Below are 12891 nucleotides of genomic sequence, written 5' to 3' on the forward strand. Positions count from 1 at the left end.
AGGCCGGGCACCGCGTCAGCGGTGCCCGGCCCAACGCCTGGAGGGGGCTGTCTGTCGGCAGACAGGCCCTGATCAGGGGGCGGGAGCTCCCGCCCGCCATGGGCGGTTTTGCCTCCCGCACCGGAGGGCAAAGAAAAACGCGGCCCGCCGAGGGGGGCCGCGTTTCGGATCTGTCGCCGTGGAGTGGCGGGGCGTTTAGCCTGCCTTGAACTCCGGGTAGGCTTCCATGCCGAGTTCCGCCATGTCGAGGCCGTTGATCTCGTCCTCTTCGCTGACGCGGATCCCCATGGTGGCGTTCAGGATCAGCCAGACGATACCGGAGACCACGAAGGTGAAGCCGCCGATGGCCACAAAACCGATGATCTGGGTCACGAAGGAGGTGCCATCTGTATAGAACGGAACCGCAAGTGTGCCCCAGAAGCCGGCAAGCAGGTGGACCGGGATGGCGCCGACAACATCGTCGATTTTCAGCTTGTCGAGCATCGGGACGGTGAAGACCACGATGACGCCGCCGATGGCACCGATCCAGAGCGCGCCAAACAGGCTGGGATCAAGCGGACCTGCGGTGATCGACACCAGACCGGCCAGCGCGCCGTTCAGCACCATGGTGAGGTCCGGTTTCTTGAACAGGATTTGTGTCAGGATCAGCGCCGTGACGGCACCGGCTGCGGCGGCCATGTTGGTGTTGGCAAAGATGCGCGACACGTCAGTGACATCGCCCACGGTGCCCATCGCCAGCTGCGAACCACCGTTGAAGCCGAACCAACCGAGCCACAGGATGAACGTGCCCAGGGTGGCAAGCGCCAGGTTGGAGCCGGGCATTGGCACGACGCGGCCGTCTTTGTATTTGCCGATACGCGGGCCGAGGATCAGAGCACCTGCGAGGGCGGCAAAGCCACCAGCGGCGTGCACCAGGGTGGAGCCTGCGAAGTCAGAGAAACCCATTTCGGAGAGGAAGCCGCCGCCCCACTGCCAGGAGGCTTCGATCGGGTAGATGACGCCGGTCAGGATCGCGACGAAGATCAGGAAGGGCCAGAGTTTGATCCGCTCGGCCAGGGTGCCGGACACGATCGACGCGGTGGTGGCGCAGAACATCAGCTGGAAGAAGAAGTCCGAACCGACGGAGGCATAGTCCAGCGAGGCATCTGCCGCGTCGAGACCAACGGTTTCAAGCGAGGTGATGGAGAACCAGGGGCCCATCACACCTTCGATCATCCATTCGCCCGGATACATCAGGTTGAAGCCGATGAGCCAGTACATGATGGCGGCGATAGAGAACAGCGCGACGTTCTTGGTCAGCTGCATGGCCACGTTCTTGGACCGCACAAGGCCGGCCTCGAGCATGGCAAAGCCTGCCGCCATCCAGAACACCAGGAACCCGCCGATGAGGAACAGGAGCGTGGTAAAGATATAGGGGTTGATGTCGGGCGTTTCCGCTGCGGCCTCCTGTGCGAAGGCCAGACCCGGCAGGGCCGCCAGCGCCGTGGCGGCAAGTGTCACTGTCAGTTTCTTCATTGTTTTGGGCTTTCCTTTACGGAGGGCGCGTCAGAGCGCGTCTTGATTGGTTTCGCCGGTGCGCACGCGCACGGCCTGTGCCACGTCGAGCACGAAGATCTTGCCATCACCGATCTTGCCGGTGCGGGCGGTCTTGGTGATCGTTTCGACGACCTGGTCGGCCAGATCGGAGGGCACCACGATCTCCAGTTTCACCTTGGGAACGAAATTCACTTCGTATTCCGCGCCACGGTAGATCTCGGTGTGGCCGGCTTGTGCGCCAAAGCCCTTGATTTCAGTTACCATCAAACCGGATACACCGAGTTCGGTCAGCGCTTCGCGGACCTCCTCCAGTTTGAAGGGTTTGATGGCTGCAATGATCAATTTCATCTCGACACCCTTTCCCGGGCTCCCCGCCCGCTGTTGCAGGGGCAGAAGACCGTCCCTCCCGAGTCGGGGGAACGTTTCTGAGGTGGTCAGACGCCTGCTTTCTGGGCGCTGGCACAATAAACTCGCTCAAAAAAGGTGCTTTGCTTATTATTTAGGCTTAATGGGAATGGGGTTTGGCGAGAATCCGCCTCTCTACAATGGCGGCCAGAGCCGCTATTCTGTGCAAAACGGGCAGGGCATAAGTCCGCTCAAGAGCAGTCAGGACAGGATTTAGCATGACGCAGGGGCGCAATTCCGGGCGTGGATCACAGGGGCGCGGTCGGGGATCGCTGGTGGCCGACAAACGCTATGCCGCCGGTGGCGGACGCAAAGAGGTTAAGAAACCGCGTCGCAAGGCCTCCGCTTCCACCCGCAAGGGCTGGAGCCTGTTCGGACGCCGCAAGCCGAAGGTGGTGCGCAAACCGCGCGGGATTCTGGGCTGGCTGCTGGTGCCGGTCCGGCTCGTGGGGCGTGTGATCTGGGCGGTGTCCTGGCGCATGGGCGTGTTGGCGGGTCTGGCGCTCGCAGGGGCGGTGGCGTTTCACTATACCAAACTGCCGGATTACCAGGCGCTGCTGGATGGCCGAAACCAGGGCTCTGTCACTTTGCTGGACCGCGACGGTGACATATTCGCCTGGCGTGGGGATCAGTTTGGCGGTGTCGTGACCACGGATACGGTATCGCCCTTTCTGAAGAACGCGATTGTCGCGACCGAGGACAAGCGGTTTTTCCGCCATTTCGGCGTCAGCCCGCGCGGCGTGGCCAGCGCGGTCCGCATCAACCTGAGCGAAGGGCGCGGGCCGTTGTCCGGGCATGGCGGCTCGACGATCACCCAACAGACGGCCAAGCTGATGTGCCTCGGGGTGAACTACGATCCCGCGATCTGGAAAACCGAAGCCGCCTATGAGGCAGATTGCCGCCAGTCGTCCCTGTGGCGCAAGGCCAAGGAAGCGATCTTTGCCATGGCGATGGAGGCGAAGTACTCCAAGAACGAAATCCTCTCCATCTATATGAACCGCGCCTATATGGGCGGCGGGGCCTATGGCGCCGAAGCGGCGGCGCAGCGGTTCTTTGGCAAGTCGGCCAATGAGGTGGACGCAGCCGAGGCCGCGATGCTGGCCGGTCTGCTCACTGCACCCTCGGCGCTGGCTCCGACCAGCAATATCGAACGGTCCCGCAATCGCGCGGCCACGGTGCTGCGACTGATGGAAGAACAGGGCTATCTGAGCGAGGCGGAACGGCGGGCCGCAATCAACGATCCGGCTGAGCTGAGCGAGGCTGCCGCCGCGCGGGCGGGGGGCTATTTTGCCGATTGGATCATGGATACGGTGCCTTCGTTCCTGGGCGATCAGACCACCGAGGACGTGGTGATCCGCACAACTCTTGACCAGCGTTTGCAGCTGGCGGCGGAGGATGCCGTCAACTTCGTGTTTGAAAACAAGGTGCGCGAGGAATCAAAAGCCCAGGCCGCCGTGGTGGTGATGAGCGCCGACGGCGCGGTGCGCGCCATGGTCGGCGGCCGCAAGGTGCGGGCCTCCGGGGTGTTCAACCGGGCCACACAGGCCAGCCGGCAGACCGGGTCTTCTTTCAAGCCCTTTGTATATGCGGCGGCGCTGGAGCTGGGGTATTCCCCCTATGACCGGGTGCTGGATGCGGAATACTGTCTGGATATTCCCGGCTCTGGCCCCTGGTGTCCGAAGAACTATACCAACAAACATTATGGTCAGGTGACGCTGGCGCAGGCGCTCCGGGATTCGCTGAACGTCCCCGCGGTCAAGATTTCCGAGGCGGTCGGGCGGGACACCGTGCGCCATGTGGCGGGCGAGTTCGGGATCGAAAGCAGTCTGGCGGATGGCCCGGCCCTGGCGCTGGGCGCGTCCGAGAGTACCCTGATCGAGATGACCGGGGCCTATGCGGGCATCCTCAACGGGGGGTCGTCCGTGACGCCTTATGGGGTCGAGGCACTGACCATTGTCGGCGACAGCGAGCCACTGATGGGCGCATCGGGCGGCATGGGAGAGCGGGTGATCCGCCCCGAAGCCGCGCAGGAGCTGATCTGGATGATGGAAAAGGTCATCGCAGGTGGCACCGGCCAGCGCGCCCAGATCCCCGGTTGGGAGGCGGCGGGCAAGTCGGGCACCACATCGGCGGCCAAGGACGCCTGGTTTATCGGCTTTACCGCTGACTATGTGGCCGGGGTCTGGATGGGGTATGACGACAACACCCCCTTGACCGGTGTCACCGGTGGCGGCCTGCCTGCGGAAATTTGGCGCGAGACCATGGTGCGGGTGCATGATGGCCTGACCCCGAAACCCTTGCCGATGCGTGCGCCGGAGCCAATTGTTGTTCCGCAACAGGATCAGCCCCAGCAGCGTGCGCCCTCTGGCGGCGGCGGGCTTGGTCGCGAGATCGAGCGCACCCTGAATGGGGTGCTGCGCGGTATCTTCGGCAACTGAGGCTTTTGGCCGATGGTTCCTGCCTGTCCCGGGGGGCTGCGGTGGGATCAGCAGGACCGGGTTTGTGCAGGCTGCAGCGATGTTGCCCGCAGCGTGGTTGAAAGATCCGCCATGCGGGCGCCCTGCAGACCGGGGAAGGACTGCGGCAGGTTGCGCAGGTCAACCTGTGCCGCCGGGGAGAGACAGGACTGCGGCACGCTCTGCAGCAAAGGCTGCGCTGTGGCACAGGCGCTGAGACAGCTCTGGCCGCGCGCCAGGGTTTCCGCCGCCTGCGCCCGCAGGGTGGTGATCCGATCAAACAGGTTGCTGGCCGACGCGGTGGCCGTCGTCTGTGCCAGGGCGCCGGAATGGGCGTCAGTGTCGGCCTGTGGCGCGAAGGTGGCCGCATTTGCGTAGGGCGCGAAAACCGCCAGTGCAGCGACGGTTGCCAGGCTGGCCGCCAGTCCGCGCAACGAGGTGCTGCACGGCTCAAGCGCGCTGCGGGTGATCAGAGAGATTTGCGTGCTGCGGGTGCTGTTTGCGGAAAATGCCATGGTCCGGTCCTCGTTCAGGAAAGTCTGCTTGCGAACAGGGATAGCGGCGGGCTGAGAAACAGCTGCGATCAAGCTGTGGCGGAAATGCGGAGCTTTGCGCCACTTTAGCAAGAATTTTTTCAATTCCCCCGCCGACGGGCGGGGCGGCTTGGGCCGATTCTGTTGTGTACAGGGCCAGAGCCGACAGGCGGTCAGCTGAGCGAGATCAAGGTGGTGCAGACCTCGGTGGGATCATAGCGATCCGGGCGGTCCTGTCGCGCCAGCGGATAGCGGTGACAGCTGACGCCGTGCGCGCGCTGGGCGCGGTCCAGCTCCGGGGCGGGGGTCTGGCTGTCGCAGATGACATGGGTCAGCAGGGCGTCGGTCGGAACGGAATGTCCCAGATCCGCGCGCAGGGGCGCCAGCAGCGCCGCAATCTGGTCGGTCAGCTGCATGCCGTGACACTCGGGATCGACACCGAGGCTGGGAATATAGACCTTGGGCACCCGGCGGGCGGCGATGGCGCGACCGACGCCGGCAGGCAGCAGATTGGCGATGACGCTGGAAAACAGGCTGCCGGGCGGGTAGCAGATCAGATCGCTTGTCTCGATCAGTTTCTGGTTGCGCTTGGGCAGACGGACCGCGTCGGCAGGCAGCGCGTCGATGCCATCCGACAGAAACAACCGGGTGATCCGGGTGCCGAGCGGCGCGCTCTCCTTGCCTGTCATCTGGCGCTGTCCGATGACGCGCCGCCCGTCTTCCAGCTCAGCGCCGATCTGCAGGTTCACATCCGCAATCGGGCGCACGGTGCCGCGCACATCGACCATCTTGGACATCAAAAACAGCACCGGCTCCAGCACCCGGTCATTGTCGAGATAGCCCCCCGCGAGGATCAGGTTGCCGATGCTGGCATTGCGGTAGTCCAGATCGGCCGGCGCGGCCGCTTTGAAATGGCGCAGATAGCCGACGATCAGCTGCCGCATCGGTTTCGACAGCGCCTTGAGCAGCGGGTGGCTGCCATCGAAGAGCCGCGCCACCTCACGGGCGAGCACCTTGTCTTTTGCCTCTTTTGGCAACCGGTGCGAAAACAGCCGGTAGATGTCGGGCTGGCCCAGTTCGGTTTCGTCCGCCAACGCCATCAGGCGGGAGCGCAGATCGCCGACCGCAGGCATGCCGAAGGCCTCGCGCAGCACCTGCGACGAGCCACCGCTGTCGAAGGGCGTGATCAGATGGGCCGAGTTGTGGGTATATTGCTTGAGCGTGCGGGAAATGTCGTTCAGCGCGCTGCCGCCGGAGAAAAACAACAGCCGGGGCCCGAGATTCGGGGCCGCACGAGAGCGCGCGAGGCGCAGGTTGTCGGGAACCGTGGCTTGGCGTAGGATCGCGATATCGGACATGGTCACCCATTCGTGCAGCTCGCGGCGACCATGCCATCCCCTGTTTCAAAACACCACAGACTTGCCATGACTTCTCGACACTCTGCGTTTCTCGATGTGATCCGGGTGACCGCGCGGGCGGTGATCTGGCGCGATGGCAAGCTGCTGGTGCAGGTCAAACGGGCCGCAGATGGCCGGATCTACCTCGGTCTGCCGGGCGGTCGGCTGGAGCCGGGCGAGACCCTGGCCGACGCCGCCTGCCGTGAGGCCTGGGAAGAAACAGGCGCGCGGGTCACCGCTCCAGAACTGGTCCGGGTGGCTGAAATCTACAAGTCCCGCCCAGAAGGATTGCGCCACCAGGTGGAACATCTGTTTGTCTGTCATGTGGATGACACATATGTACCCCAGATGGGAAAACAGCCGGATTCCAAACAGATCGGTGTACGGTGGGCAGATCCGGTGACGGAGGCGGCGCTTTTTGATCCACCCTATGCCGCCCTGTTGTCGGACAAAACCGCCGGGATGTACCAAGGGGTCATACAAGATGAAACTGCCTGAGGCCGCACAGGAGAACCTGGCATTTCTTCTGGCAGAACTGGACAGTCAGATGGCCTCGCTGTTGGCCTATTTTAAAGACCCCTCTCCGGAGGGCGCGCAAAAGGTCGTGTTGCGCGCGGGCTATGCGCATAATCTGTGGTCGCGGGTGCAATCGTCCTGCCGCAGTGCCGCATCGCGCGGCAAGCCGTCGCAATCGCGCCGCCTGCAATTACAGAATGTCGATACCATCGCGCGCAATCTCGATCAGATGTCGCGCCTGTCGCGGCTGGCCCTGGTGCATGCCGAGGACGTGCAGCGGATCAAGCTGTTGCGCCCCGAGTCCTATCGCAAGGTGTTGCGGGGGGTGGCGGATGCCCTGCAGGAGGTGTTGCCCGCGCTTGCCGCCAGTGACAGCAAACGCGCGATCGAGATCGGCCAGACCAAGGCCGAGGTCGATGCCTTCTACGACCGGATGTTCCGCACATATACGCGCGACATGCGCGACACCCGCCACACCGAAGATCTGGCCAACGCGCTTTTGGTGCTGAACGAGGTGCGCCGGATGGGCGAAAGCCTGCAAGGCATCAGCGAGGCGCTTTTGTCGATTAGCATCGGGCAGAATGTGCAGTTCGAGCGGTACTTTACCCTGCGCAGTGTCCTGTCGGGTTCCAAGGTCGGGGGCGATGATCTCGTCCTGAAACCGCTGGCAGAGACGCGCTCCGGCAGCGCGATCTCCTCTGTCAGCACCCGCGATCAGGGCGGCGATCTGATCAACGCCGTTTTCAAGGATGGCGAGAAGAACAAGGTCAAGGAAGAGCGCGCCGGGGTCAAAAGCTGGCATGCGATTTATCCGGGGCTGGCGCCGCGGATCCTGTCCTATGAAAAACGCGGCCAGTCGGCGGCGCTGCTGATCGAGCATTTGCAGGGCTATACCTTCGAGCATGCGCTGTTGAACGAGGACGATACATCCCTTGCGGCCGCGCAGCGGGCGCTGCATCGCACGCTGACCGATATCTGGACCCGCACCCGCATTGAAAACCCTGCCGAAATGCGGGCCATGCGGCAGCTGTCACAGCGGATGACGGACGTTTACCGGGTGCACCCCGGTTTTGACAGGGGCGAGACCGCGATCCAGGGGCTGTGCCAGCGAGGATTTGGCGAGCTGTTGAAGGCTGCCGAAACCCGCGAGGCTGAAACACCCGCCCCGTTTTCGGTCTACATCCACGGGGATTTCAACCTCGACAATGTGATCTTTGATCCCGGCGAAAAGAAGATCCGCTTTATCGACCTGCATCGCTCGCGCTACATGGATTACGTGCAGGATGTTTCTGTCTTCATGGTGTCGAACTACCGGTTGCAGGTGCAGGACGGCCCGGCGCGGGTCCGCATTCGCGAGACCGCCGTCACGATGCACAGGATGGCGGCGAAATTTGCCCGCGCGCAGCAGGACGAGACCTTTGAATTCCGGCTGGCGCTTGGGCTGGCGCGCAGCTTTGCCTCTTCGACGCGGTTCGTGTTCGACAAGGAACACGCCCGCCGCATGTTCCTGCGCGCCCGCTATCTGTTGGAGCTGGTCCTGGCCGTTCCCGAGGGGCGCGAAGGACGATTGAAATTGCCGATCAAGGAGCTGTTTGGTGACTGAACTGAAAATCGGGGTCGTGGGTATCCCGGGAAAATGGTCGACCGAGGCCATTGCCGATGCCTTGGAGGCTCGCACCGGGTTTCGTCTGGTGATCGATATGGCAGAGGTGACGCTGGATCTCGGCAGCGGCGCATTGATCTATCGCGGGCAGGATTTGTGTCAGCTGGACGGGCTGGTGGTCAAGAAGATTTCGGAGATCTACAACTATCACGCGCTTGACCGGCTCGAAATGCTGCGCGTGGCTGAAGCGCGTGGCGTCAAGATCTTCAGCCGCCCCGAAGCGATGCTGCGTCTGATGGACCGGCTGGCCTGTACCGTGACCCTGGCCAATGCGCAGATCCCGATGCCGCCAACCACCATCACCGAGGATGAGAGCGCCGCGTTGGCGGCGGTGACGGCCTATTGCAGCGCGGTGTTCAAGCCGCTGTTTTCCACCAAGGCGCGCGGCATGTGCGTGATCTCGGCGGAGGACGAAGACCCCGCCGCGCAGATCGCGGCGTTCAAGGCGGAGAACCCGGTGATGTATGTGCAGGCCAAACGCGAGCTGTCCGGGCAGGATCTGGGCATGGCGTTTCTCGGCGGCACCTATCTGTGCACCTATGCACGTGTGAAGCAGGATGCGACGAGCTGGAACACCACCATTTTGTCCGGCGGCAAATACGAGGCGTTTGAGCCGGATGCCGAGCTGATCGAACTGGGGCGGCGGGCGCAGGCGCCTTTTGGGCTGACCTTTACCACCGTCGATGTGGCCCTGACCGATGCGGGGCCGATCGTTTTTGAGGTTTCCGCCTTTGGCGGTTATCGCGGGGTCCGGGACGGATGCGGGATCGACGCGGCGGCCCGGGTGGCCGACCACGTCATCGCGGGAGTGGCCACATGACCCTGACACATGTTGCACAGCTGCGCGGGCGGCTTGATCTGACCAGGGCGGAGGCGGCAGAGCCGCTTGATCTCAGGGTGGGCGAGGTCACCCTGCGGATCTATTGCGAAAGCGGCGAGTTGGAGGATGAGCTGGCGGATTATTTCCGCGCCGCCCGCGGTGCCATTTCCCAGCCTGACATTACCATTTTTGTGGTCGAGGGGCAGAGCCTGGATCCGGCGCCGGACTGGCAGGCGTGGGCGCGTGAGCCGGGCAAATCCGGGCGCAAGGATGCGATCCATGATCTTGTCGACGGTCGATTGGTGCACAAGGTCCGCACCGGCGTGACCTTTGTGCAGTCGCCAGATCTGATGGTGGCCTTTGGTCCGGTGACGGCCAATCCCAACCAGGTGGTGAATTTCGTCAACACCCAGGTGCTGAGCCTGTGTCTGCGCAACGGCTGGGACATCTGCCATGCGGCGGCTGTTACCGATGGCACCCGCAGTCTGGCGGTTGCGGGACTGTCGGGCGGCGGAAAGTCCACGTCGATCCTTCGGATGATGGATCTGGAGGGCACCGCCTTTGTCACCAACGACCGCCTGTTGTGCCGCGCCACGGAAAGCGGGGCCGAGGGGCTGGGCATTCCCAAACACCCGCGCATCAATCCCGGCACCATTCTGGGCAATGCGCGGATGGCGGGCCTGTTGAGCGAGACACGCCGGGCAGAGCTGATGGCGATGCCCGCCGATGAGCTGTGGGATCTGGAAGAGAAATACGACCTGATCATCCCGCAGATCTATGGCCCGAACCGGATCCGTTACGCGGCGCCGCTGACGGATTTCTGGGTCCTGAACTGGAGCCGGGGCGCGGATCGCGTGACGATGATCCAGGACGTGGATCTGGCATCCCGGCCCGATCTTCTGGGCGCGATCATGAAAAGTCCGGGGCCGTTTTTCCAACGCTCGGACGGGCAGTTCCAGCAGGATGATGCGCAGCCAGATCCGGAGGGCTACCTGAGAGCGCTGCGCCACGTGCGGGTGCAGGAAGTGACCGGGCGGGTCGATTTCGACGCACTCGCCCATCTTGGGCGCGACCTGTTTGATGGCTGAGGCAAAGCGATATGTCGCGCTGATCCGCCACGGGGCCTATCACCAGAAGGCCGCGACCCCTTCGGCCCTGCAACCCTATCCGTTGACCGAGGAAGGGCGGGCACAGGCAGCAGAATGCGGTGCCGCCCTGGCCGAGATCCTGCGGCGCGAGGGTTGGAGCCTGGCTCCGGTGATCCACTGCTCGCATCAGCTGCGGGCCTGGCAAACGGCGGATGCGCTCGCCACCGTGTTGCGCGCGGCGGGGCATTCGCCTGGCGATCTGTCGGAAACACCGGCGCTGGCAGAGCGCAGCGTCGGTGCGGTGGCCAATCTGACCACATCGGAAATAGAGACGATCCTGGAGGCGGACCCGAGGTATTCGTCGCCGCCGCCGGGGTGGAAATCCGACAGCCATTACCGGCTGCCGTTTCAGGGCGCGGAATCGCTGTTGGAGGCGGGGGCGCGCGTGGCGGCGCATTTGACCGCGACAGCCGCCGCTGCCACACCCAATTCGCTGACGCTTTGTGTCGGCCATGGCGCGTCGTTCCGGCACGCAGCGCATCACCTTGGCCTGTTAAAAATCAGCGAGATTCCAAGGCTTTCTATGCATCATGCCCGACCGTTACTGTTCTGTTACGAGGGGCGGGCTAGATGGAGCCACCTTGGCGGTGCCTGGAAACAGCGCCAGAGCCAGGAGGCCCATCAGGACTAGGGACAGACGCCTTGCAGATTTGCCATTCGGACCGTTCACCGCTGTTGCCGACCGTCTATGACCCCGTCGGAGAGTTGCGCGATCTGCCAAAGGAGCTGGAACCCTGGCCTGTCACATCTGCCCATTCCGGCAGTGGTCGGCCGGGCAGTGCCGCCGCCCTCAGGGCCTGTCTGGCCCGGGCTGCCGCCCATGGCGGCTGGCGCTGGCCGGAGCGCCCGGTGGTGTTCCTGTCCGACACCCATGCCGACGCCGAGGGGTTCCTGCGCTCGCTGGTGGCGGCAGGGCTGATCTGGCGGAGTGCGCGGGCCCGTGGCGGATTCAGCCCCACCCGATTTGGCCGATCCGCAACGATCCTGATCGGTGGGGATTGCCTCGACAAGGGGCCAAGCAACCTCGATATGCTGGATGCCCTGGGGGCGTTGCGGGCAAAGGGGCTCGACCTGCGCATACTGGCGGGCAACCACGATTTGCGCCTGCGCCTGGCGGTCTCGGCTCTGCATGCGGCGCCGACCGCGCTGACCGAACATTTGTTGGTGCGGATGGGGCGCAAGATTATCCCGCTGCTGCGGGAAGTGCGCGACCGTTACGTGAGCGATGCGGATCTTGCGGCGTTGCCCGACGAGGCCGCCTGTCGCGCCCGCCTGCATCCGCGTCCGGACTGGGCGGCGCGGTTCTCTGTCGCGGCGGTGCGGTATCTGAATTCGGCCGCGGTGGCGCGCGAGGTCGCAAAGTTGGCCACCAAGGCCGCGCAGTTCGACGCCGAGGTGGCGCGTTCGGGCCTGACCGCCCGCGAGGTGCTGGCGGCGGCGCTGAAGTGCCGGGAGGTGTTCTTCTCGCCCGGGGGAGATTACGCTTGGTTTTACGAGGGCATGGATGTGGTCTGCCAGCTGGGGTCGCTGCTGTTTGTGCATGCCGGCGTGGATGACAGCATGTGTCGGCTGCTGGCCGAAGGCGGTGTCGCGGCGGTCAATGATCGCTACCGGACGGAGCAGGGCACGCATCCCTTTGCCTTTTACTTTGGCCCATTGGCCAATCTGGTGCGCACCAAATACCGCGCAACGGATGCGGCGCTGACCGACACTGGCGTGGCCGCCCTGCATGGTCTGGGCATCCACATGCTGGTGCAGGGGCATGTGAACAATCAAAGCGGCCAGCGCCTGTTGGCCAAAAAGGGCCTGCTGCATCTGGAAGGGGACGTGACCCTGGACCGGGTCTCGCGACGGCTGGAGGGGCTGGCAGGGATCGGGGCGGGCGCAACCTTGATCTTTCCGACCGGGGATGTCATCGGGTTGAGCCGGGACTACCCACGCGCCAAGCATTTTGCGCCAGAGCGGCAGTTCGAAGTCAACTGATCCAGTCCGGAAGATGGAGCCCAGGGGCGATGGCAAAAGACGACAAGACACGCGAGGACGCGCGGTTCCGTCATGACTCGCTTCAGGATCGCAAGACGATCAAGGCGCTGATTGATGCAATCGGCAAAGGCCTGGCCAAGGGCGAACTCAGTCTCAGCGATGATGACAACGATATTGTTCTGACACCGGACGGGTTGATGACCCTGCGCATTCGGGCGGAACGCAACGATGGCCAGTGCAAGGTGGATTTCCGCGTCAGCTGGACCGAGCGCGATGATGATCTGCGCGAGAAACCGGCACCAAAGGTAAAATCGCGCAACTGAGCGGAGGATACCCCTCTCCCGTGATCTTGCCGGTGGTGCTCCCGCTCGTTTTTCAGCGCCTGAAGGCTTGTCAAAACGGTTGGGCCTGGCGCCGCGCGCGCCCCGCAGGGA

Annotated in this window: 12 protein-coding genes; 8 read left to right on the plus strand and 4 right to left on the minus strand. The window is 63.8% G+C overall.

Annotation, left to right across the window (positions count from 1 at the left end):
• Positions 1 to 195: 195 nt before the first annotated feature.
• Together TRIHO_RS09250 and TRIHO_RS09255 are read right to left on the minus strand one after the other, a co-directional pair.
• Complete coding sequence (locus TRIHO_RS09250; protein WP_068242306.1) at positions 196 to 1515, minus strand: ammonium transporter; 1320 nt, start codon at positions 1513 to 1515, stop codon at positions 196 to 198.
• 30 nt (positions 1516 to 1545) lie between these two features.
• Complete coding sequence (locus tag TRIHO_RS09255) at positions 1546 to 1884, minus strand: P-II family nitrogen regulator (RefSeq protein WP_068242308.1); 339 nt, start codon at positions 1882 to 1884, stop codon at positions 1546 to 1548.
• Between the two features lie 275 nt (positions 1885 to 2159).
• Between TRIHO_RS09255 and TRIHO_RS09260 the strand changes: the two genes are divergently transcribed.
• On the plus strand, positions 2160 to 4379 hold the full coding sequence (locus tag TRIHO_RS09260; protein ID WP_068242310.1) for a transglycosylase domain-containing protein: 2220 nt from the start codon (positions 2160 to 2162) through the stop codon (positions 4377 to 4379).
• Between the two features lie 47 nt (positions 4380 to 4426).
• Here the strand turns inward: TRIHO_RS09260 and TRIHO_RS09265 are convergent, their stop codons facing one another.
• Positions 4427 to 4912 (minus strand): hypothetical protein, encoded by a 486-nt coding sequence (locus TRIHO_RS09265; RefSeq protein WP_068242311.1) that lies wholly within the window; start codon positions 4910 to 4912, stop codon positions 4427 to 4429.
• Positions 4913 to 5103: 191 nt separating this feature from the next.
• On the minus strand, positions 5104 to 6288 hold the full coding sequence (locus tag TRIHO_RS09270; RefSeq protein WP_207498661.1) for a GAK system CofD-like protein: 1185 nt from the start codon (positions 6286 to 6288) through the stop codon (positions 5104 to 5106).
• A 66-nt stretch (positions 6289 to 6354) separates the two neighbouring features.
• On the opposite strand from TRIHO_RS09270, the gene TRIHO_RS09275 reads away from it, so the two are divergent.
• From TRIHO_RS09275 to TRIHO_RS09305, 7 genes are read left to right on the plus strand one after another with little or no spacing between them, the layout of a single operon-like run.
• The gene (locus tag TRIHO_RS09275) at positions 6355 to 6825 is read left to right on the plus strand and encodes an NUDIX domain-containing protein (protein ID WP_068242315.1); all 471 of its coding nucleotides are present in this window, start codon (positions 6355 to 6357) and stop codon (positions 6823 to 6825) included.
• Complete coding sequence (locus TRIHO_RS09280) at positions 6812 to 8446, plus strand: phosphotransferase (protein ID WP_068242316.1); 1635 nt, start codon at positions 6812 to 6814, stop codon at positions 8444 to 8446. The genes TRIHO_RS09275 and TRIHO_RS09280 overlap by 14 nt, the downstream gene beginning before the upstream one ends.
• Positions 8439 to 9326, plus strand: a complete 888-nt coding sequence (locus TRIHO_RS09285; RefSeq protein ID WP_068242334.1) for a GAK system ATP-grasp enzyme — start codon at positions 8439 to 8441, stop codon at positions 9324 to 9326. The genes TRIHO_RS09280 and TRIHO_RS09285 overlap by 8 nt, the downstream gene beginning before the upstream one ends.
• Positions 9323 to 10414: an HprK-related kinase B gene (locus tag TRIHO_RS09290; protein WP_068242318.1), complete on the plus strand. Its 1092-nt coding sequence runs from the start codon at positions 9323 to 9325 to the stop codon at positions 10412 to 10414. The genes TRIHO_RS09285 and TRIHO_RS09290 overlap by 4 nt, the downstream gene beginning before the upstream one ends.
• Positions 10407 to 11105 carry a histidine phosphatase family protein gene (locus tag TRIHO_RS09295; RefSeq protein ID WP_068242320.1) on the plus strand — a complete coding sequence of 233 codons (699 nt, stop codon included), beginning with the start codon at positions 10407 to 10409 and terminating at the stop codon, positions 11103 to 11105. The genes TRIHO_RS09290 and TRIHO_RS09295 overlap by 8 nt, the downstream gene beginning before the upstream one ends.
• Before the next feature lie 11 nt (positions 11106 to 11116).
• A complete protein-coding gene (locus tag TRIHO_RS09300) occupies positions 11117 to 12457 on the plus strand; it encodes a metallophosphoesterase (RefSeq protein ID WP_232367746.1) in 1341 nt (446 codons plus the stop codon).
• A 29-nt stretch (positions 12458 to 12486) separates the two neighbouring features.
• Positions 12487 to 12780: an amphi-Trp domain-containing protein gene (locus TRIHO_RS09305; protein ID WP_068242322.1), complete on the plus strand. Its 294-nt coding sequence runs from the start codon at positions 12487 to 12489 to the stop codon at positions 12778 to 12780.
• The last annotated feature ends 111 nt before the right edge of the window (positions 12781 to 12891 follow it).

Origin of the sequence: Tritonibacter horizontis, assembly GCF_001518015.1 — a bacterium.
Classification (GTDB): Bacteria; Pseudomonadota; Alphaproteobacteria; order Rhodobacterales; family Rhodobacteraceae; genus Epibacterium; species Epibacterium horizontis.